Genomic DNA, 21,132 nt, shown 5'->3' on the forward strand with positions numbered 1-21,132 from the left:
CCCCGCCCGCCACGGGCGCGGGCCCGGTCGGTGAGGAGGGTGCCGCCGGCGGTCTCGACCACGGCACCGTAGCGGGAGCCGACGGCCATGCGGGAGATCACCTGGTCCGCGGGCACCTGCGGCGTCTCGTAGGAGGGCTGCAGGTAGGGCTGCACCCACTCGGCGATGATGCGCCCGGCGCGCTGTGCGGAGTCCCCGCGGGTGAACAGGTGGTCCGCCTCGATGCTGACCACGGACTTCGGGAAGCGGGCCTGACGGAAGATCTTCTGCGCGTTCTCCACGCCGACGGTCTGGTCGGTGGGGGAGTGCAGCAGCAGGAGCGGCTTGCGCAGGTCGGGGAGGTAGGTGTCGGGGTTGTTGGCGGCGAGGTCCTCGAGGAACTCGCGGGAGATGTCGAAGTCACGGCCGGCCAGGGTGACGGTGACACACCCCTCCTCCTCGGCCTCGCGGACGCTCTCGCCGAGATGTGTGACGGCGTGGGCCGGGTCGTAGGGGGTGCCCAGCGTCGCGACCGCCACGATGGAGTCCATCTCCGGGCGGGTCGCGGCCTTGATGGCGGCGGCCCCACCGAGGGAGTGCCCCAGGAGCAGCTGCGGAGCCTCATACTCCCTGGTCAGCCACTCGGCGGCGGAGATGAGGTCCTCGACGTTGGAGGAGAAGGTGGTGTCGGAGAACTCGCCCTCGGACTGCCCGAGGCCGGGGAAGTCGAAACGGAGGCAGGCGATGCCGTGCTCCGCGAGGGTCTTGCACACGCGGGAGGCGGCCGGGACGAAACGCGAACATGTGAAACAGTGTGCGAAAATCGCGAAGGCGACGGGCGGGGTGTCCGGGAGGTCGAGGGTGCCGACCATCGTCGTTCCCTGGGACGAGGGGATTTTCACACTCACTGATTGCATGTCAACAAGAATAGCCCCGGCCCTGAACTAGGGTGGTCTCCTGTACGTGCAGGCCCACAGGAGGAACACCCATGGCATTTAACTGGTTCTGGAAGGCGATGGGGGCGTCGCAGACGCGCAACCAGAAGCGCAGCCGGGCGATCGTGAAGGACGCCGGGGCGCGTCAGGCCGAGCTGACGCAGCTGGACGACTCCGCCCTCGCGCAGCGTGCCCGCGACCTCGCCACCGGCGGGTCGATCTCCGATCCCGCGGAGTTCCTCGCCGTCCTCGGCGTCGCCGCCGAGCGCACCCTCGGGCTCACCCCCTTCGCGGTGCAGTCCCAGGCGGTGCTGCGCCTGGTGGAGGGCGACGTCATCCAGATGGCCACCGGTGAGGGCAAGACCCTGGTCGGTGCGATGGCGGCCACCGGTTTCGCACTGGGCGGCAAGCGGGTCCACGTCATCACCGTCAACGACTACCTCGCGGAGCGTGACGCCGAGTGGATGCGTCCGCTCGTCGAGTTCTTCGGCCTGCGGGTCGCCGCGGTGACGGAGAAGATGGGGCCGGAGGAGCGTCGTGAAGCCTACGCCGGGGACGTCATCTACGGCCCGGTCAACGAGATCGGCTTCGACGTCCTCCGTGACCAGCAGATCACCCGCCGCGCCGACGCCGTGCAGCTGCCGGCGGACGTCGCCCTGGTGGATGAGGCGGACAGCGTGCTCGTCGACGAGGCCCTCGTCCCGCTCGTCCTCGCCGGCAACCAGCCGGGCCGGGAGGCGACGGGGCAGATCACCGACGTCGTGCGCCACCTGCGGGAACGCGAGCACTACACCATTGACGACGACCGCCGGAACGTCTTCCTCACCGACGAGGGCGCCGCGCGCGTCGAGGGTGCCCTGGGCATCGACTCGCTCTACGACGACGAGCACATCGGCACCACCCTGGTGAAGGTCAACCTGGCCCTGCACGCCAAGGCCCTGCTCATCCGCGACATCCACTACCTGGTCACCGACGGCAAGGTGGCGCTCATCGACGCCTCCCGCGGCCGCGTCGCCGACCTCCAGCGCTGGCCCGACGGGCTCCAGGCGGCCGTGGAGGCGAAGGAGGGGCTCGACGTCACGGAGGGCGGCCGGATCCTCGACACGATCACCCTGCAGGCGCTCATGCGCCGCTACCCGATGGTGTGCGGCATGACCGGCACCGCCGTGGAGGCCACCGACCAGCTGCGTCAGTTCTATGACCTGCACGTCTCCGTCATCGACCGGAACATGGAGCTGCGCCGCTTCGACGAGGCCGACCGCATCTACGCCACCGCGGCGGAGAAGAACCGCGCCATCGTCCAGGAGATCGCCCACCTCAACTCGACGGGGCAGCCGGTGCTCGTCGGCACGCAGGACGTCGCCGAGTCGGAGGCCCTCGCCGAGGCCCTGGAGGAGCTCGGCATCGAGGTCAACGTCCTCAACGCGAAGAACGACGCCGAGGAGGCCCGCATCATCGCCGAGGCCGGTGACCTGGGCCGGGTGACCGTCTCCACGCAGATGGCCGGCCGCGGCACCGACATCAAACTCGGCGGCGCCGACCAGTCCGACCATGAGGCGGTCGCCGCGCTCGGGGGGCTGGCGGTCATCGGCACGTCGCGCCACCGCACCGCCCGCCTGGACAACCAGCTGCGCGGCCGCGCCGGCCGCCAGGGGGACCCGGGGCTGTCGATGTTCTTCGTCTCCCTGGAGGACGACGTGGTCACCTCCGGGGGTGCCGGGGAGAACGTCACCGCCCGCCCGGAGCCGGACGGGGCCATCCTCTCCGACCGCATCCGCGACTGGATCGGGCACTGCCAGCGCGTCACCGAGGGGCAGCTGCTGGAGATCCATGCGCAGACCTGGAAGTACAACCAGCTGCTCGCCGACCAGCGGGTGATCATCGATGAGCGCCGTGCGCGGCTGCTCGACACCCCGCAGGCGTGGGAGGAGCTCGCGGAGCGGGCCCCCGAAAGGGCCGCGGAACTGGCCGACCACCCGGACCGTGAACAGCTGGCCCGCGACATCATGCTCTTCCACCTCGACGACGAATGGGCCGAGCACCTGGCCGTCATGGACGACGTGCGCGAGTCGATCCACCTGCGTGCGATCGCCCGTGAGACCCCGATCGACGAGTACCACCGCATCGCGGTGCGGGAGTTCAAGGAGCTGGCGCAACGGGCCGTCGACAAGGCGGTGGAGACCTTCCGGGAGGGCACCCTCGCGGAGAAGGGGCTGGCGCGTCCGTCGGCCACGTGGACGTACATGGTCTCCGACAACCCCCTCGCAGGGTCGGGTAATTCCGTCGTCTCCGGAATTGGTAACCTTTTCCGGTGATGGTGTCGTCAGACACTCACGCGGCACTCACAGTCGCTATGATGGCTAGCAGTCACAGTTCCGACGAAAGCGGAGGATTTAAACAATGAGCGAGAACACCGGTACTCCTGAGGCACAGGTCGAGACCACGTCTGTCTTCCGTGCAGATCTGTTGAAGGAGATGGAGTCTGGCGCAGGTACCGCTCCGGCCGCCACGGGCGCCGACAACCTCCCTGAGGGTGCGGGTCTTCTGGTCGTCAAGCGTGGGCCGAACGCAGGCGCGCGATTCCTTCTCGACCAGCCGATCACCACGGCCGGCCGTCACCCCGAGTCGGATATTTTCCTCGATGACGTGACCGTGTCGCGTCGTCATGCGGAGTTCCGCATCAACGAGGGTGAGTTCGAGGTCTTTGACGTGGGGTCCCTCAACGGCACCTACGTGAACCGTGAGCCGCGGAACTCCCAGGTGCTGACCACCGGTGATGAGATCCAGATCGGCAAGTTCCGTCTGGTTTTCCTCGCCGGTCCGAAGAACGATTAGGTGATACTGAAGTAGTCTCACCGTGAGTGCTGTTCGCAAGCAGACGGCCGTTCGTGCGACCAGCGCACGGACCCTGTCCATCGGCAAGGTCCTCGAGGCGCTGCGTTCCGAGTTCCCGGACGTGACCGTCTCGAAGATCCGATTCCTGGAGTCCGAGGGACTCATCACGCCGCAGCGCACGGCGTCCGGTTACCGCCGTTTCACCGGCGAGGACGTCGAGCGTCTCCGCTACATCCTGGTGACCCAGCGCGACAACTACCTGCCGCTCAAGGTCATCCGGGAGCAGCTGGAGGCGATGGACGCCGGCGCGGTCTCCCTCATCGAGGCCGAGCCGATGGTGTCGCCGGAGAATTTCCGCGCGCCCGCGCCCACCCGCCTCAGTGATGAGGAGGTGGCGTCGCAGGCCGACGTCACCGCCGAGGCCATCGCCGAGCTTCTCGACGCCGGGCTCATCCGCCCCGACGCCGCCGGATTCTTCACCGCCGACGACGTCCGCATCGTGCTGACGGCGGAGTCCCTCCGGGGATTCGGCTTCGACATCCGCCACCTCAAGTCCCTGCGCAACACCGCCCAGCGGCAGGCCGACCTCATCGGCCAGGTCGCCGGGCCCGTCGCCCGCTCGCAGCGCTCCTCGGCGAAGGAGAAGGCGGCGGACATGGGACAGCAGATGACGGCGCTGGTCGTGTCCCTGCACGCCAGCCTGGTCAAGAACGCACTCCGGGATGAACTGGCATGACGCTCATCCCTGTCGAGTACCACGGAATCCACACCACCGGCCCCGAGCAGTTCACCTGTGTGCTGCTGCGCTGGGCCGAGCAGAACCGCATTCTGCCGGTGTGGATCTCCCCGTTGGCCGCCGCGGAGCTGGACTCCCGCGACAACGGCTTCACCCCGCGCCGCCCCGCGACGATTGATCTGCTGCTGGACCTGATCAACCGGAGCACCGGGGGAGTCACGGCCATCAACATCATCAGTCACTTCGAGGGTGTCTTCATCGCCTCGATCGTGCTGGCCGACGGCCAGGAGATCGACGCCCGTCCCTCCGATGCGCTGCTGCTCGCGCGCGCCCTGGAGCTGGACGTCCATGTCGAGGAGGATGTGCTCAACCAGGCGTCCTTCTTCGTCTCCGACGACATCATGGAGGAGTACTTCGGCATCCGTTTCGACGCCGCCGAGCCCACCGAGGATCTCTCGGCCTCCGGCGACGCCCAGGCGGACGCGGATTTCGAGGAGATGATGCGTTCCCTCGGCATGTCGGAGCTGGATTTCGGCACTGAGGACACTGAGGATGAGGATCCGGAAGAAGACAAGGGCGAGGAAGACGACCAGCTCTAAACCTTGACTTTAAACTCGGAGATACGGCGTGTCTCCGGGTCAGGCCTTGACGTTGCTCTACTCTTGGTTTTTAATGGCCTTTAAGGCGCATTTCCAAACCTCATCGGAGTAATTACGTGAGCAGCAACGAGTATCCTGTCCAGGAATCCCTTTTCGACCTCGGCCCAGGGGAGGAGGTCGGCTACCGCGTGCCCATCGCATGCCAGGTCGCCGGCATCACCTACCGCCAGCTCGACTACTGGGCACGCACCAAGCTGGTCGTGCCGTCGATCCGAGGTGCGCGCGGCTCCGGTTCGCAGCGCCTCTACTCCTTCCGCGACATCCTCGTGCTGAAGATCGTCAAGCGTCTGCTCGATACCGGCATCTCCCTGCAGAACATCCGCCTGGCCGTGGAGAAGCTCCGCGACCGTGGTGTCGATGACATCGCCGAGATCACCCTCGTCTCCGACGGTGCCACCGTCTACGAGTGCCGCTCCGCCGACGAGGTCATCGATCTCCTGGGTGGGGGTCAGGGTGTCTTCGGCATCGCCGTGCCGGGCATCATGAAGGAGCTGACCGGGACCATCTCCGCCTTCCCGTCCGAGCGTGTCGATGACCGCGACGACCTCGACGTCGACGTCATCAGCGTCGACGAGCTGGCGGCCCGCCGCCGCCGTAAGACCAGCTAGACGCCTGAAAAGAAGGACCCCCGCTCAGCTCACGTGCGGGGGTCTTTCTCGTGCCCGCCTCAAGGTCGGAAGGACATGTTCGGATCAGGACCGGTCTCGAACATGCCCGGTCCCCGGAGGTGCGGATCCGGGGATGTCCTTCCGAACTTCTACAGGGCGTCCGGCAGCTGCGCCGGATCAGTGACCTCGGTGAGCGTGCCGACTCCCGCCAGCGCCCCGTCCACCTCACCGTCACCGACGTGGACGACCTCGAGGGTGACGTCCGCGTCACCCCGGGCCTGCTCGAAGGCGGCGGTGAAGGCGGCGTCGTCCATGTCCTGGGCTGTACCCGAGGTGACCAGCAGCACGCGGGCCGGCTGACCGGTCGCGCGGGAGTGGTCGGCCGCGTTGCCCACGGCGGCGACCACCGCGGAGCGGGTCTGCGGGACACCGCCGGTGCCGAAGAGACGGACCGCGGCGGCGGCGTCGGTGCCGTCGGAGAAGCTGACGTTGGTGCGCCAGCCCTGGGTGACGCCCGGGTTCAGCGGGGAGGAGTAGTTCCACATCGCGACCTGCCGGCCCTGTGCCCCGAGGTCCAGGGAGAGCTGGGCGAGGGCATCGGTCGCGGCGTCGTGGAAGGGCACGGACTGGGCCGAGGTGTCGAAGAGGATGAGGGTGTCGGTGGGTCCGGCTTCGGGGGCGGGGGACTCTTCGACGGTCGTCTCGGCGGGGGCCTCCTCGCTGGTGGTCTCCGTGGTGGTCTCGCTCGGTCGGGTGGTGTCCTCGTGGAACTTCGCGAACTCGGTGGCGGCGCGGACCTGCTCCTCGTTCACCTCGCCGGCCGGGGTGAGCACGTGGGCGTCGGCGCCGGTGACGGGGGTGGTGGAGGAGAGGGAGCGGCCGTCGAGAAGTTCGGCGACGTCGGTGCCCGCGGGGGTGAGCAGGACTGCAGCCCGGGCCACCGAGTCGGTGAGTTCAGCGGTGATGCAGAAGTCGCGGACGACCGGGTCGCTGGCGTTGTAGTCGTCGATGAGTGCGGTGGCGTCGACGCCCTCGGCGGCGACCGGGAGATTGAGGTCGCCCTGGATGCACTCCTGGGCCTGCGGAGCCTCCGGCTGGCGGAATCCGAACCACCAGATCGCCGCCGCGATGAGCGCGATGGCGAGGATGAAGACGGCGATCACCCAACCGGCGACGGAGAAGTTGTTTGACTCACTACGATGACGGGCCATGCCCATGAAGTGTAGTGGCCTGCGCGGCGTCAATGAGGGAGACAAGCCGGTCACGCAGGGGTTTTCCGCGTTCGGCCAGCGCGCGCTGCCGTTCGACGTACTCGGCCTTGCCCTCGGGGGTCTCGATGGGCACGACCCCGAAGCCCAGTCCCCGGCAGTCGTAGGGGGAGGCCTCCATGTCGAGGATGCGGGCGTCGACGGCCAGCTCGAAGGTGTCGAGGAACAGCTCACCCGGGACGAGCGGCCCCAGCTTGGAGGCCCACTTGTACAGGTCCATCGTCGCGTGGACACAACCCGCCTGGTCGTGCGCGGGCTGGTCCTCCCGGTCGAGGACGGTCAGGTTGAGGGGGCGGGCCGCGAGGGTGAAGAAACGGTAGGCGTCGAAGTGGGTGCAGCGGAGACGGTGCTTCTCGACGACCGCGTCACTCCCCGCCGCCCCCAGCCGCAGGGGGAGGTCGTGGCGGGGTTCGCCCCGGTAGACCATCGCCCACTCGTGGAGGCCGAAGCAGTCGAAGTGCGCCGGGTTGAGGTTGGTGCGGTGCAGCAGGTCCCGGATGTAGAGGAGCGTCCCGCCGCGGCGTTCCCAGAAGGAGTCCACGTCCACGGTGGTGACGGAGCCGTCGAAGATGTAGTCGCGCCACTGTGCGTGGGGCGTGCGACCGGGCAGGGCGGTGCCGAGGCCCGGGTGCCAGCGCCGCATGTGGGAGGGGCGGACCGGGTAATACTCGAAGAGGAAGTCGAGGACCGGGTGCTTCTCGTGCCGCTGCCGGCGGGCCAGGTGGTCGCGGGTGAGGGCGTCGGCGCGTGCCTCATGGGCCGCCATGCGGGCGGCCCAGTGCTCAAGCCTCCTCATGGGTCCAGTCGTTGACCGTGCCGACGTACTCCTCGATGAGGTCCTCGAGGGTGAGCACGCCGATGAGCTCGCCGCGGTCGCGGACCTGCGCCATGTGGGCGGAACGGCGGTGCAGCTTGCGCAGCGCCTCGTCCATGGTGCCGGTGCCGTCGACGATGGTCAGCGGCCGCAGGTCGGTGCGCGGGATGAACTCGTCCGGTCCGGCGGTGGCCAGGCGGTCGAGCACGTCCTTGACGTGGATGTAGCCGAGGAAGGACCCGTCGGTGCCGGTCACCGGGAAACGGGAGAAACCGGTCTCCACGACCGCCTGCTCCAGCTCCCCCAGGGTCGGGCCCCGGCGGCCGAAGTCCAGTGTGCGGACCTTACCCAGCGGGATCATGACCTCCTTGAGGGAGCGCTTCTCGGAACGCAGGGCCTGGGAGAGGCGGAGGGTCTCCTCGGCGTCGAGAAGCCCCTCCTCACGGGACTCCTTGATCATGAAGGCGAGCTGGGTCTCGTCGACGGTGGAGTCGAGCTCGTCCTTCTGCTCGATGCCGAAGGCGCGCAGCGTCATGCGGGCGATCCAGTTCATGAACTCGATGAGTGGGCGGGTGATCCTCACCCACCAGATCATCGCCGGGGACAGCCACATGGCCAGGGTCTCCGGGCCGGCGATGGCGATGTTCTTGGGCACCATCTCGCCGAAGAGGATGTGCAGGAACGTGATCAACGCCAGCGCGATGACGAAGGACAGCGGATGCAGCAGGTTGTCCGGGATGCCCAGGGCGGTGAAGGGGCCCTCGATGAAGTGGGCGACCGCCGGCTCGGCGACCTTACCCAGGATGAGCGAGGCGATGGTGATGCCGAACTGGGCGCCGGCCAGCATGATCGACAGGTGCTCGGTGGCGTAGAGGACCTTGCGGGCGGCAGGCTTGCCCTGTGCGATGAGGGACTCGATGCGGTCCTTGCGCGAGGAGATGAGCGCGAACTCGGCGGCCACGAAGAAGGCGTTGGCGGCGAGCAGCGCGATGATCATGAGGGTGGTGGTGAAGATGTTCACTTCTGGTACCCCTGGGCTTCTTCGTCGGTGATCGGCGTGAGGATCACCTTGTCGACGCGCCGGTCCTCCATGACCGTCACGCGGGCGATCCAGCGGCCGCCGATGCCCGTCTCGAACTCGGACATGCCCGGGTTGTCGGACTCGGGCAGCAGGAGCACGTCCTGGACCGTGGGGATGCGCCCCAGCGTGGCCATGACGAGCCCGCCGAGGGTCTCATAGGGGCCGGCGGGGGCGGTGTAGCCGACGCGCTCGTGGAGCTCGTCCACGCGCACGAGGCCGGAGACCTCCCAGGAGGAGCCGAACTTCTGGAAGTCCTGCTCCGCGGCCGCGTCATCGTGCTCGTCGTAGACCTCGCCGAGGATCTCCTCGACGACGTCCTCGATGGTCACCAGACCGGCGGTGCCGCCGTACTCGTCGGCGACGAGCACCACCTGCGAACCGGCGGACCGGACGGTGCTGAGCACGGAGTCACCGTCGAGGGTGTCCGGCACGACCGGCACCTTCCGGGCCAGGGCACCGAGCAGCGTGGTCGACCGGGCCTCCCGGGGCACGGAGAACGCGTCCTTGACGTGGACCACGCCGACCGTCTCGTCGAGGTCACCGCGGACCACCGGGAAACGGGAGTGGCCCGTCTCCAGGGACTTCGCGATGAGCGCGTCGACCGTGTCGGCGGCGTTGAGGTAGGCGATGGTGGAGCGCGGTGTCATGAACTCGTTGGCGGTGGCCTCACCGAACTGCAGGGAGCGGTCGATGACCTTCGCCGTATTGATGTCCAGCCCGCCCTGCTCCGCGGAGCTGCGCACCAGGCTGCCGAGCTCCTGGTTGGAACGCGCCGTGGCCAGCTCGTCGGCCGGTTCGATGCCGAACTTGCGGACGATGAAGTTCGCCGAACGGTTCATCGCGTGGATGAAGCCCTTGAACACGACGTTGAAGGCGTGCACCGGGTGGACGACCACCCGGGCAGTCTCCAGCGGCATGGTGATGGCCATGTTCTTCGGCACCAGCTCACCGAACACCATCGACAGGAACGTCGCGGTGATGAGCGCCAGCACCAGGGCCACCGCCGTGGACGCGGACTCGCTCAGCCCCACCAGCTCGAGCAGGGGGGTGAAGTAGGTGGACAGCACCGGCTCCGCGAGGAAACCGGTGGCCAACGTCGTCACCGTGATGCCCAGCTGCGCACCCGAGAGGACGAAGGAGAGGTTCTGGTAGTCGCGCTGCACCGCGTGGGCGCTGCGGTCCCCCTTGTCGCGGACATGGTTGTCGACGGTCGAGCGTTCCATTCCGGTCAACGCGAACTCGATGGCCACGAACAGGCCCGTCGACGCCGTCAGGGCGATGAACCCGAGGAGGGAGAGGATGCTGATGAATATGTCCATGAGGAGCGCTGGGCAGGAACCTTAGGAGGAGCGACGCGAACGTCGGGGACGACGGGACTGCGACCTCCGTGCCTGGCCCTGGCCCTGACCCTGCGGGCGGTTACGCCGCGGGCGCTTCTGGGGCTGCTGCTGGCCGGGGGCCGCGAGCGGGGTGCCCGACGGCACCCGTGCACCTGTGATCTTAGTCAGCACATCGGAGTCGGCGGTCACCCGCGTCTCCGGTGCGTCCACCCCCGCCTTCCGCATGAGGCCCTCGACCTCCCGGCGCTGCTCGTCCATGACGAGGGTCACCACCGTGCCGGAGGTGCCGGCGCGGGCGGTACGGCCGGCGCGGTGCAGGTAGGCCTTGTGCTCGGCCGGCGGGTCGAGGTGCACGACGAGGGAGACGTCGTCGATGTCGATGCCGCGGGCGGCGATGTCGGTGGCCACCAGCACCGGGACGGAACCGTCGGCGAAACCGGCGAGCGCGTTGGTGCGGGTGGACTGGCCCTTGTCACCGTGCAGGCCGGCGGCGTTGATGCCGACGCGGCGCAGCTTCTTCACCTGACGGTCGACGCCGTGCCTGGTGCGCATGAACATGATCGTCTTGCCCTCGCGGGCGGCGATGCGCAGGGCGATCTCGTTGCGCTCGTCACGGCCGCCGACGAGCAGACGGTGGTGGTCCATCGTGTCGACGGACGCCTGCACCGGTGCCGTGGAGTGGGTGACCGGGTCGGTGAGGTAGCGGTCGATGAGCTTCTGCACGTCACCGTCGAGGGTGGCGGAGAAGAGCAGACGCTGGCCGTTGCGCGGGGTGCGGTCCATGAGGCGACGCACCTGCGGCAGGAAGCCCATGTCGGCCATCTGGTCGGCCTCGTCGAGGGCCACGACGGCCACCTCGTCGAAGTGGAGCTTGCCCTGGTCGAGGAGGTCCTGGGCGCGGCCCGGGGTGGCGACCAGCAGGTCGACCGGGGCGGCCAGGGAACGGATGTGGCGGTTGATGTTGACACCACCGACGACGTCGAGCAGGCGCAGGCCCAGGGCGTTGGCGGGGGCGTCGAGACGCTCCTTCACCTGGGCGGCGAGCTCACGGGTCGGGGTGAGCACCAGCGCCCGCGGGTGCCCCGGGCGGGTGACGCCGGACTCGGCCAGGCGGGTGAGCATGGGCAGACCGAAGGTGAAGGTCTTGCCGGAGCCGGTCGGACCGCGGCCGAGGACGTCACGGCCGGCGAGCGCGTCCGGGATCGCCGCCGCCTGGATGGGGAAGGGCTCGGTGATCCCCTGCCGCTGCAGTTCACGGACGATGGGGAGGGGAAGGCCGAGATCCTTGAAAGTGGTCATTGCTGGAAGTCTACGCTCCTAGCTTGTCTGCACCTCAGTGCGGTCACCGGACCACAGGGTGTGGAAGACACCCGGCTTGTCGACGCGCCCGTACGTGTGCGCACCGAAGTAGTCGCGCTGGCCCTGGATCACGGCGGCCGGGAGACGCTCGGCACGCAGCGAGTCGTAGTAGGACAGGGAGGACGCGAACACCGGCACCGGCAGGCCCAGCTGCGTGGCGGCGACGATGACGCGACGCCAGGAGTCGATGAGGTCGCGCAGCTCGCCGAGGAAGTAGGCGTCGAGAAGCAGGGAGGGCAGCTCCGGGTCCGAGTCGTAGGCCTCGACGATGCGGTTGAGGAACTTGGCGCGGATGATGCAGCCGCCCCGCCAGATGGTGGCCAGGTCGCGGGGGTCGATGTTCCAGTCGTGCTCGGCGGAGCCGGCCTTGATCTCGTCGAAGCCCTGCGCGTAGGCGACGAGCTTGGAGGCGTAGAGGGCGCGTCGGACGTCCTCGATGAAGGCTTCGCGGTCCCCGTCGAAGGTGGCCAGCTCACCGGAGGGCAGGACCCCCTGTGCAGCGTCGCGCTGTGCCCGCGAGGAGGACAGTGCACGGGCGAAGACGGCCTCGCCGATGGCGGTGACCGGGATGCCCAGGTCGAGGGCGGCCTTGACGGTCCAGCGGCCGGTGCCCTTCTGGCCGGCGGCGTCGACGATGACGTCGATGAGCGGCTTCCCCGTCTCCGCGTCGACCTGCGCGAGGACCTCGGCGGTGATCTCGATGAGGTAGGAGTCGAGGTCGCCGGAGTTCCACTCGCGGAAGACCTCGGAGATCTCGGCCGGGGTCATGCCCGCGGCGTAACGCAGCAGCTGGTATGCCTCGCCGATGACCTGCATGTCGGCGTACTCGATGCCGTTGTGGACCATCTTGACGAAGTGGCCGGCCCCGTCCGGGCCGATGTGCGTGACGCACGGGGTGCCGTCGACGACCGCCGCGACGGACTCGAGCAGCGGGCCGAGGGTCTCCCAGGACTCCGCCGGGCCGCCCGGCATGATCGACGGGCCGTTGAGCGCGCCCTCCTCGCCGCCGGAGATGCCGGCGCCGACGAAGTGGCGGTTGCGCTCGGCCATCTCCTTCTCCCGACGGATGGTGTCGGTGTAGAGGGCGTTGCCGCCGTCGATGATGATGTCGCCGTCCTCCATGGCGTCGGCCAGCTGGTTGATCACCGCGTCGGTGGCTGCACCGGCCTGGACCATGATGATCGCCTTGCGGGGACGCTCCAGGGAGGCGACGAAGTCCTCGATGGTCTCGGAGGCGAGGAAGGTGCCCTCGTCGCCGTGCTCGGCGATGAGGGTGCGTGTCTTCTCGGGGGAACGGTTGTACACGGCGACGGTGTGGCCGTTACGGGCGAAGTTGCGGGCCAGGTTGGAACCCATGACGGCGAGTCCGACGACGCCGATCTGGGCGAGATTCTCAGGGGAGGTCATGGGCACTGAGTTTAGACGGACCTTTTCCGGACCGTCACATGGACCGCCAGCCAGGTCGTATCTTTGTGGGAGAGGTGACGGGACGTACCCCGGCACCGAAGAAGTAGATACACGTACAGCCAGGAGAAACATCGTGACCGAGTCCTACAGCTTCGCCGACCTCTTCCGCCTCGCGGGGACCGGGAAGGCCCTCGACGCCGCGCAGCTCGAGCTGCTCAACGACCGCAACGGCGGCCTCGACGCCCACCTCGGCATCGTCTACACGCAGATCGCCGACGGGCGGGTCCGTGCCCGCCTCGAGGTGGGGGACCAGCACCGGCAGCCCGTCGGCCTGGTCAACGGCGGCGTGTTCTGCGCCCTGGCCGAATCCGTGGGCAGCCTCGCCGGTCTCGTGTCCGCGGGCGGCCCGGTGGTCGGCGTCAACAACGACACCGACTTCATCGACTCCGTCCGCGAGGGCGTCATCGAGGCCAAGGCCACGCCCATCCAGCTGGGCAGGCGCACGCAGCTGTGGGAGATCCTCATGACCAACGGGGGACGCCTCGTGGCCCGCTCCACGCTGCGGACCATGGTTCTTCGCCCGGCGGAACGGGCAGGCTAGCGGCAGGTGAAGCTCATCCCACCGGCGCGCAGACGCTCCAGGTAGGGGGCGCCGAGGGCGGTCGACGGGGTGAGCACACCGCCGTCGCCGGGGTGCTCCAGGAGGGTCAGTGCCGCCTCCGCGAGCATCATGGCGGTGACCTCGTAGCCGGGGTCGCCCTCGGCGGCCACGGTGCACGTGTAACGCCTGCCTGACGCCCCGACGCCGTGGTGGGTGAAACGGAAACCACCACCGCGTCCCGGCTGCGGGACGAGACGCCGCAACAGCGGCTGCTTCGCGGCGGCGAACAGGGCGGCGGTGATGCCGGCCAGGCCCCAGGCGCTCAGCCGCCCGCGGGTGGCCCAGCGCTCGTGGTAGACGAAGCGCCGCCCGCGCAACGAGTTGGAACGGCGCACGATGCGCGTGTTGAACATGGACATGAAGAAGGGGCCGGCCCAGCGGTCGTCGTCAAGCTGTGTGACCTGGAAGTCGCGGGCGTCGTCCAGCCGCGGCTCCTCAGCGGGGACGGGGGAGAGGGAGTAGGGGTTGTGCAGGTTGCGGGCGACGCTGCGGTCCGCGCGGGCCTGCGCGGAGACCTCCAGCATGGAGTCGAGCGTGCCGGCCGACAGTCCACCGCGCAGCTTCTCGACGACCATCGTCACCTTCTCCATCTCCTCCCCGGCATGCTCCAGCAGCGCGAAGACCCCCATGTCGGAGGGCACCGAGTCGAAACCGCAGGAGTGCACGATGCGGGCGGTGGTGGCACCCTGGTGCGTGTCGATCACCCGGCGGATGAAGGGCACCTCACCGCACAGGTCGACGTAGTCGGTGCCGGCCTCCGCGCACGCGTCGACCATCTCCCACCCCAGCCGCGAGTACGGGCCGACGCAGCTGATGACCACCCGCGCCCGGCGCGCCAGCGCGGCCATGTCCTCCGCCGAGTGGGCGTCGGCCTGCATGACCTCCCACGTGGGGTGGACCTCCCGCAGCTTGTCGACGTCGCGCCCCGCCAGCACCACCTCCAGGTCACCGTGGTGGGCCGCCAGGTAGGCGGCGGTGAGGCGACCGACGACACCGGTCGCACCGAAAAGCAGGATGTCAGCCATGGGGCCCCAGGCTACAGCCAGTTGTTGCGGCGGAACCACCAGAACATGAGCGCCACGACGAAGGCGATGAACCCCAGCACCACGTAGTAGCTGTACTCCCAGTTCAGTTCCGGCATGTTGGTGAAGTTCATGCCGTAGATGCCGGCGATGAGCGTCGGGGCTGCCGCCATGCCGACGACCGCGGAGATGGTGCGCATGTCGGTGTTCTGCTGCATGGTGATCTTCGCGACGGAGGCGTCGATGAGCGCGCTGAGCCTTTCGTCGTACCCGGCGATCTGGTCCTTGACGGTCATCTCGTGGTCGAGGACGTCACGGAAATAGCTGCGCAGCTGCTTGCCCAGGATGTCGCGGTGGTCGGTGATGAGCGCCCGCAGGGCGGGGGCCAGCGGGTCCGTGGAGTGACGCATCTCGAGGATCTCGCGCTTGTACATGTAGATCTGCTCGATGTTGAAACGCGAACCCGGCGTGAACACCTCCTCCTCGAGGTCGTCGACCTCCTGCTCGAGCAGCGCGGCGATGCGGCCGTACTCGTCGACGAGGTGGTCGGCCACCCGCCACGCCAGCGCCCCCGGGCCCAGGGCCACGAGCTCCGGGTTCTCATCGAAGGCCTCGGACAGCTCCGGCAGCTCCGCGCCGTGGCGGACGGTGATGATGAACTGCGGACCGATGAGCACCTGCACCTCACCGGTGGAGATGATCTCGCGGGAATCCTTCTCCGAGGCCTCCGCCCGGAACCGGACGGAGCGGACGACCATGAACAGCTGGTCGTCGTAACGCTCCACCTTGGGTCGCTGATGGGCGGTGACGGCGTCCTCGACGATGAGGGGGTGGATGCCGAACTGCTCCGCGACCTGCTCCATCTGGTGGGCGTCCGGCTCCCGCAGTCCCAGCCAGACGAAGCCCCGGCCCTGCTCCGTGACCTCGTTGAGCGCCGAGGAGGGGATGTATTCACCGGGCAGGCGCACGCCGTCCATGAACACGCGGCAGTGGTCGATCGCGCGTTCCACCGGGACCTTCAGGCGGCGAGGCGGCTCCGGGGGCGCCACGGGGCGGCGGGAGCGTTCGAATGGGCTGAGCACGCCGCCGAGTCTAGTCGCTGCGCGTTCCTATACTGGGCCGCATGTCCACCTGGAGAAAGAGCACAGCCCACTCCCACGACTACGCGCGGCGGTGGCAGACGATGATCGACCGGGGCCACGACATCGACGGGGAGGCCCGGCTCATCGACGCCCTCGTCCCCCGCCGGTCCCGCATCCTCGACGCCGGCTGCGGCCAGGGCCGCGTGGGCGGCTACCTGGCGCAACGCGGGCACGACGTGGTGGGCGTGGACATCGACCCAGTGCTCATCGACCACGCCGCCGCCGGCTACCCGGAGGCGAACTTCCACGTGGGCGACCTGTGCACCGACCCGCTGCCACAGGATTTCGACGTCGTCGTGTCCGCCGGCAACGTCATGTGCTTCCTCGACCCCCACGGCCGGCAGGACGCACTGCGCAACATCGCGCAGGCGCTGGCCACGGAGGGACGCTTCGTCGCCGGTTTCGGGGCCGGCCGCGGCTGGGCCTTCGATGACTTCCTGGCGGATGCCTCCGAGGCCGGACTGGAGCCGCAGAGCCTGTTCGAGTCCTGGGACCTGCAGCCCCTCACCCCGGAGTCGGGGTTCCTCGTGGCGATCCTCACCAGGCGCGGTCAGCCTGGGCGAAGAACTCCCGCTCGTACACGCACGCCCTGAGGTAGGCGGTCAGCGCCTGCTCCCGCTCCTCTTCCGACGCCGCTGCCAGGGCCGCCTCGGTGCGCTCGATCGCGGCGCGGGCCCCGGCGTTGAACTCCTCGCTGCCGTAGGTCGACAGCCAGGCGTGGTACGGGTGCCCCGGGGTGTTCGCCCGGGCCAGCTCCATGCCGATCTCCGCGTAGAGCCAGAAGCACGGCAGCACCGCCGCGGCACCGACGACGTAGGGCTCGACGACGACGGAGGCGACGAGGAAGTTGGTGTAGGCGAGGGTGACGGGGGAGGGGCTGGTCACCTCGAGGTCGTGGCCGCCCAGCCAGTCGCGGTGCAGCTGGGCCTCCCCCTCGAGGACCTCACGCGCGGACTCGGCCCAGAAGATCTGGTCGGCCTGGCCCGGCGCGCGGGAGGACAGCAGCGCCAGGGCGCGGGAGTAGCGGTTGAGGTACTGGGCGTCCTGGTCGAGGTAGAAGGCGAAGTCCGTCTGGCGCAGGGAACCGGCTGCCAGCTCGCGGAGGAAAGCCAGGTCCATGATCTCGTCCCAGACCTGACCGGTGGCGTCCCACAGGGCCTGCGTGTGCGGGCCGGCGGGCGCCAGGTGCGGGGTGGGGGCGGGCACGTCGGTGCGCGGGGCCCACGGGCGGGTGGAGGCGGCGGCCTCGAGGCGGCGCATGCGGTGGAAGTGGTCGACGGGGCCGTGGCCGGTGCCCACGTCGAGGGCGTCGGAGTGGGTGATGGCCTCATGCAGCCAGCGGGTCGACCACTCCAGCGCCGCGGCGACGCTGTCACCGCCGGCGATGCGGGTGGCCAGGGCCGCGGACAGGGAGCAGCCGGTGCCGTGGGTGTTCTGCGTGTCGACACGCGGCGTCGGCACGTGGTGCACTGACCCGTCGGGGGAGACGACCGCATTGTCGGCCTCCGGGCCGGTCAGGTGACCACCCTTGACGATCACCGTCGTGCCCGTCTCCGCCGCCAGCCCCCGGGCCTGCGCGATGCCCTCGTCGAGGGTGGTGGCCATCTCCGCGTCGCAGAGCACCGCCAGCTCCCGCAGATTCGGGGTGATGACGTCGACGCGACGGACCAGGTCACGCACGGCGGCCTCGGCGTCCTCGTTGAGCAGGCGGTCCCCGGAGCTGGCGACCATCACCGGGTCGAGGATGACGTGGGGCACCGGGTGCGCCTCCAGAGCCTCGGACACGACGGCGACGGTCTCCGCGTCACCGAGCATGCCGATCTTCACGGCGTCGACGGTGACGTCGTCGAAGACGGCGGCCAGCTGCTCCCGCAGGAAGTCATGCGGCGGGGTGTGCACGGAACGGACGCCGTGGGTGTTCTGGGCGACGAGGGCCGTGACCGCGGCCATGCCGAAGCCCCCGGCCGCGGCGATGGACTTCAGGTCGGCCTGGACGCCGGCGCCGCCGGTCGGGTCGGTGCCGGCGATGGAGAGAATACGGGGGGTCATGAATGGTCCTTCCAGGAGACGAGGTCCGCGATCTCCGCGGAGGTGAGGTGGTGGACGGCGTCGAGCCAGGCGGCCGCGAAGCTGCCCGGCCCGGTGGCGGAACGTGCCGCGATCTGCGCGGCGGCGCCCAGGTGCGCGTGTGCGGCGAGCACCGCGTCATGCGGGTCACCGCCCAGGCCCAGGTACGCGGCACACACCGCCCCGAGGGCGCAGCCGGTGCCGCTGACGCGCGTGAGCAGGGGATCGCCGGAGGTCAGCCGGGTCTCCCGTCCGGGGGAGACGATGAGGTCGACCGGCCCGGACACCGCGACGACCGCTCCGGTGTCCGCCGCCAGAGCCCGGGCTCCCCCGAGGGCGGCGATCTCCGCGGTGTTGCCGCGGATGGCGGTGGGGGCGGCGAGGGTGGCGTCGGCAAGCAGGGACCGCAGGAACCTCGTGCGGTGACCGAGCACACCGGCGCCGACGGGGTCGAGGACCCAGGGGGTGTTCGTGTCGGTGGCGCCGCGGACGGCGGCGCGCATCGCGTCGTAGCGGGCGGCGGTCGGGGTGCCCATGTTGACCAGCACACCGGCGGCCCGACGGGCGAAGTCGCCGGCTTCCTCGGGGGTCGCCCCGGCGGCGAGGAGGACGTTGGCGCTCAGGGCGGCGGCGACCGTGTTGGTCAGGCACTGGACCAGGGGAGATTCCCCGCGCAAGATGTCGCGGGCGTGCAGGACAGTGATGACAATCCCTTCGCTAGTCCGAACTAGAGCAGGTTCCGTGGGTGTGATCTCAGCGCGGCGTCCGCGCACCCCATGTCGATGTGACAAAGATTACCATAGGGCGCATGAGCAGAGTCAGAGAAACCATCGTGATCGGAGCCGGGATGGTCGGCCTCGCCACCGCCTGGCACCTGCAGGAACGCGGCCACGAGGTCACCGTCCTCGACAGGGAGGGCGTCGCCGCAGGCGCCTCGTGGGGCAACGCCGGCTGGCTCGCCCCCGCGAAGACCATCCCATTGTCGGACCCCAGCCTGTGGCGCTATGGCCCCACAGCGCTTCTCGACGCCGACGCCGCCCTCTCCATGCCCCTCCGCTTCGACCCACGCCTGTGGGCCTTCCTCGCCCGCTTCATGGCGCAGGCCACCGCCCGGGCCTGGGACACGACGATGGCCGCCCTGACCCCCATCGACCTGGAGGCCCTCGCCGCCTTCGACGAACTGGAGCTCGGCGGCGTCGACGCGTGGACCCGCAAGGGCCCCTTCGTCATCGGCTTCGAGGAGGAGTCGCAGGCCGCCGGCTTCCTCCGGGAACTGGAGGGCGCGGTGCGGCACGGCCAGGTGGCCCCGCTCACCCCGCTCGACGACGTCTGGTCACTGGCCCCCATGCTCTCCGATGCCGTCACCTGCGCCTACCGGCTGGAGGGCCAGCGTTTCATCGAACCCGGCCCCTACGTCGAGGCGCTCGGGCGGGCCGTCGAGGAACGGGGCGGCCGCATCCGCACCGACGCGGAGGCGGTCAGCGTCGTGGGTGGAAAGGATCCGGCGGTCATCCTCGACACCGGCGAGCGCCTGCCCACGGAGACCGTCGTCATCGCCACCGGCGCCTGGCTGCCCCGGCTGGCGAAGACCCACGGTGTGCGGACCCTCGTGCAGGCGGGCCGCGGCTACTCCTTCACCGTCGAGACCGATGAGCCCGCCGAGCACCCCGTCTATCTCCCGCACCACCGCATGGCGTGCACCCCCTACCAGGGCCGATTCCGCATCGCCGGCACCATGGAGTTCCGCCGCCCCGACGAGCCCCTGTACCCGCGGCGTATCGAGGCCATCGTCAACCAGGCCCGCCGCGTCATGACAGGCGTCGACCTGGACAACCGGCAGGACGAGTGGGTGGGTTCCCGCCCCGTCACCCCGGACGGCAAGCCGCTGGTCGGGCGCACGGCCTCGGAGAACGTCTACGTCGCCGGCGGGCACGGCATGTGGGGCGTCGTGCTCGGCCCGGCGACGGGGAAGTTCCTGGCTCAGCTGATCGACACGGGGGAGACCCACCCGGCGATCCGCCCCTTCGACCCGCTGCGTTAGGGATTGTCAACTGGTCGAACGACCGGAACGCCGGTTTCTGTGGATGACTCCCTGTTGTCCACAGGCCCACGACCTGCTTGTCGACGGAAGGTCGACGGGGGTTTATCGTCCGGGGCATGCAGATCATCGAGATGTTCCGCGCGCTGCGTGGCATGCCGGTCCTGGAGGCCCTGACCTCCGGTGAGGTGACCGAAGCCGGCCTCGCTGATCTCGGCTTCCGGGACGCCGGAGCATGGGAGAAACTCGCCGGCGTCTACTTCGGCCCGACCCGGCACCGGAAGCTGCAGACCGCCGCGCGGGCGGCGGCCGGGGATCTCTCCCTGGATGCGCTGCGCGTCATCGAGAAGCACACCCGCAAGTTGTTGAAGGGTGCGTCGGTGTCGCAGTGGGAGCTCCGTGTTGAGTTGTGTGGGTTGCGGGGCACGGTCGCTGAGATCGACCGGGCAGCCGCCACTAAGGTGCGGGACTACAACCGGCAGGTCAAGGATGCGGCGAAGAAGTCCTACGGTCGGCGTGCCCTGCGTGGTGGCAAGAACACCGATGCCCAGGGGTTGCGGACCTTCACCGTCACCGGTCCGGAACGGGTCATTGAGGGGGTGCTCAGTGGGATACGGGCGGAGGCGAAGCTCCTGCGCGGGGCGGATCCTCAGCTGACCTATGAGCAGGCGATGTTTGATGCGTTCATGGCTGGCCGGGGTGGGGGTGGGGCGGCCCGGGAGGTGGTGGTCACGGTGCTGCCTTTGTCTGAGTCGATGAAGGTGCTGCGTCAGGAAGGTGATGAGACGATCTTCGCCCGGACTGACGGCACCACCATCACCGGGGCTGAGCTGGTGGCTGAGGCGATGGTGGCGGAAGGTTATGTGGGTGTCTTCGATCCTGTTGACGGTGGGGTGAACATGTACCGGGATGAGCGTTTCGCGAACTTCAAGCAGCGGGTCCTGCTGTCGGCGGAGACGATTGTGTGCCCGTATCCGGGGTGTACGACCCCGGCGTCGGAGTGTCAGGTTCATCACCTCACGGCCTGGGCTCAGGGCGGGGAGACGAACATCAGCAATCTGACGATGTTGTGTGGTGTGCACAATGCCCGCAACGACGATGACCCGGATAAACCGCCGAGGCACGGTCGGATGGAACGGGTACCGGGTGGGGTGGTGCATCACCCGCCGGGTGGTGGTCCG

At 69.1% G+C, this 21,132-nt stretch carries 19 protein-coding genes, 1 pseudogene and 1 riboswitch; of the genes and pseudogenes, 9 read left to right on the forward strand and 11 right to left on the reverse strand.

What is annotated here, in order from left to right; genetic code table 11:
- On the reverse strand, positions 1 to 896 hold an 896-nt coding region (locus GXZ33_RS09430; protein WP_291340781.1), incomplete at its 3' end, for an alpha/beta hydrolase.
- Between the two features lie 71 nt (positions 897 to 967).
- Between GXZ33_RS09430 and secA2 the strand changes: the two genes are divergently transcribed.
- The 5 genes from secA2 (at position 968) to GXZ33_RS09455 (ending at position 5,752) form a co-directional block, all read left to right on the forward strand.
- Positions 968 to 3,229, forward strand: a complete 2,262-nt coding sequence (gene secA2, locus GXZ33_RS09435) for an accessory Sec system translocase SecA2 (RefSeq protein ID WP_291340782.1) — start codon at positions 968 to 970, stop codon at positions 3,227 to 3,229.
- Between the two features lie 85 nt (positions 3,230 to 3,314).
- Complete coding sequence (gene odhI / locus GXZ33_RS09440) at positions 3,315 to 3,749, forward strand: oxoglutarate dehydrogenase inhibitor Odhl (RefSeq protein ID WP_040085809.1); 435 nt, start codon at positions 3,315 to 3,317, stop codon at positions 3,747 to 3,749.
- Positions 3,750 to 3,771: 22 nt separating this feature from the next.
- Complete coding sequence (locus GXZ33_RS09445) at positions 3,772 to 4,485, forward strand: MerR family transcriptional regulator (RefSeq protein ID WP_291340783.1); 714 nt, start codon at positions 3,772 to 3,774, stop codon at positions 4,483 to 4,485.
- Positions 4,482 to 5,084 carry a bifunctional nuclease family protein gene (locus tag GXZ33_RS09450; RefSeq protein WP_291340784.1) on the forward strand — a complete coding sequence of 201 codons (603 nt, stop codon included), beginning with the start codon at positions 4,482 to 4,484 and terminating at the stop codon, positions 5,082 to 5,084. The genes GXZ33_RS09445 and GXZ33_RS09450 overlap by 4 nt, the downstream gene beginning before the upstream one ends.
- A gap of 116 nt (positions 5,085 to 5,200) precedes the next feature.
- The gene (locus GXZ33_RS09455; RefSeq protein WP_291340785.1) at positions 5,201 to 5,752 is read left to right on the forward strand and encodes a MerR family transcriptional regulator; all 552 of its coding nucleotides are present in this window, start codon (positions 5,201 to 5,203) and stop codon (positions 5,750 to 5,752) included.
- 149 nt (positions 5,753 to 5,901) lie between these two features.
- Here GXZ33_RS09455 and GXZ33_RS09460 read toward each other — a convergent pair whose 3' ends face one another.
- The 6 genes from GXZ33_RS09460 to gndA are packed head-to-tail and all read right to left on the reverse strand — an operon-like array spanning position 5,902 to position 13,021.
- Positions 5,902 to 6,963: a hypothetical protein gene (locus GXZ33_RS09460; protein ID WP_291340786.1), complete on the reverse strand. Its 1,062-nt coding sequence runs from the start codon at positions 6,961 to 6,963 to the stop codon at positions 5,902 to 5,904.
- Positions 6,947 to 7,816, reverse strand: a complete 870-nt coding sequence (locus GXZ33_RS09465; RefSeq protein ID WP_291340787.1) for a 3-methyladenine DNA glycosylase — start codon at positions 7,814 to 7,816, stop codon at positions 6,947 to 6,949. Before GXZ33_RS09465 ends, GXZ33_RS09460 begins: the two co-directional genes overlap by 17 nt.
- A complete protein-coding gene (locus tag GXZ33_RS09470; RefSeq protein ID WP_291340788.1) occupies positions 7,803 to 8,855 on the reverse strand; it encodes a hemolysin family protein in 1,053 nt (350 codons plus the stop codon). Before GXZ33_RS09470 ends, GXZ33_RS09465 begins: the two co-directional genes overlap by 14 nt.
- Positions 8,852 to 10,234, reverse strand: a complete 1,383-nt coding sequence (locus tag GXZ33_RS09475) for a hemolysin family protein (protein ID WP_291340789.1) — start codon at positions 10,232 to 10,234, stop codon at positions 8,852 to 8,854. Before GXZ33_RS09475 ends, GXZ33_RS09470 begins: the two co-directional genes overlap by 4 nt.
- Positions 10,235 to 10,255: 21 nt before the next feature.
- Positions 10,256 to 11,554, reverse strand: a complete 1,299-nt coding sequence (locus tag GXZ33_RS09480) for a DEAD/DEAH box helicase (RefSeq protein ID WP_291340790.1) — start codon at positions 11,552 to 11,554, stop codon at positions 10,256 to 10,258.
- 18 nt (positions 11,555 to 11,572) lie between these two features.
- A complete protein-coding gene (gndA, locus tag GXZ33_RS09485) occupies positions 11,573 to 13,021 on the reverse strand; it encodes an NADP-dependent phosphogluconate dehydrogenase (protein WP_291340791.1) in 1,449 nt (482 codons plus the stop codon).
- Between the two features lie 133 nt (positions 13,022 to 13,154).
- On the opposite strand from gndA, the gene GXZ33_RS09490 reads away from it, so the two are divergent.
- Positions 13,155 to 13,622 carry a PaaI family thioesterase gene (locus GXZ33_RS09490; protein WP_291340792.1) on the forward strand — a complete coding sequence of 156 codons (468 nt, stop codon included), beginning with the start codon at positions 13,155 to 13,157 and terminating at the stop codon, positions 13,620 to 13,622.
- Here the strand turns inward: GXZ33_RS09490 and GXZ33_RS09495 are convergent.
- Both GXZ33_RS09495 and GXZ33_RS09500 read right to left on the reverse strand, forming a co-directional pair.
- Positions 13,619 to 14,707 (reverse strand): saccharopine dehydrogenase NADP-binding domain-containing protein, encoded by a 1,089-nt coding sequence (locus tag GXZ33_RS09495; RefSeq protein ID WP_291340793.1) that lies wholly within the window; start codon positions 14,705 to 14,707, stop codon positions 13,619 to 13,621. The two genes, GXZ33_RS09490 and GXZ33_RS09495, sit on opposite strands and share 4 nt — an antisense overlap.
- Before the next feature lie 11 nt (positions 14,708 to 14,718).
- Positions 14,719 to 15,753 (reverse strand): magnesium and cobalt transport protein CorA, encoded by a 1,035-nt coding sequence (locus tag GXZ33_RS09500; RefSeq protein WP_291340799.1) that lies wholly within the window; start codon positions 15,751 to 15,753, stop codon positions 14,719 to 14,721.
- 74 nt (positions 15,754 to 15,827) lie between these two features.
- On the opposite strand from GXZ33_RS09500, the gene GXZ33_RS09505 reads away from it, so the two are divergent.
- Entirely contained in the window at positions 15,828 to 16,439 is a 612-nt protein-coding gene (locus GXZ33_RS09505) for a class I SAM-dependent methyltransferase (protein ID WP_291340794.1), read from the forward strand.
- On the opposite strand, the pseudogene GXZ33_RS09510 reads toward GXZ33_RS09505, so the two are convergent.
- A pseudogene (locus GXZ33_RS09510) lies at positions 16,384 to 17,889 on the reverse strand (bifunctional hydroxymethylpyrimidine kinase/phosphomethylpyrimidine kinase); the annotation flags it as partial. The gene GXZ33_RS09505 and the pseudogene GXZ33_RS09510 overlap by 56 nt on opposite strands.
- A gap of 2 nt (positions 17,890 to 17,891) precedes the next feature.
- Entirely contained in the window at positions 17,892 to 18,590 is a 699-nt protein-coding gene (locus tag GXZ33_RS09515) for a hydroxyethylthiazole kinase (protein ID WP_291340796.1), read from the reverse strand.
- 14 nt (positions 18,591 to 18,604) lie between these two features.
- Positions 18,605 to 18,700, reverse strand: a riboswitch (TPP riboswitch).
- A 21-nt stretch (positions 18,701 to 18,721) separates the two neighbouring features.
- On the opposite strand from GXZ33_RS09515, the gene GXZ33_RS09520 reads away from it, so the two are divergent.
- Positions 18,722 to 19,954 (forward strand): FAD-binding oxidoreductase, encoded by a 1,233-nt coding sequence (locus tag GXZ33_RS09520; RefSeq protein ID WP_291340797.1) that lies wholly within the window; start codon positions 18,722 to 18,724, stop codon positions 19,952 to 19,954.
- A 116-nt stretch (positions 19,955 to 20,070) separates the two neighbouring features.
- A partial coding sequence (locus tag GXZ33_RS09525) for an HNH endonuclease signature motif containing protein (RefSeq protein ID WP_291340798.1) occupies positions 20,071 to 21,132 on the forward strand: 1,062 nt, incomplete at its 3' end.

Source organism: Corynebacterium sp. (genome assembly GCF_012838985.1).
Classification (GTDB): domain Bacteria; phylum Actinomycetota; class Actinomycetes; order Mycobacteriales; family Mycobacteriaceae; genus Corynebacterium.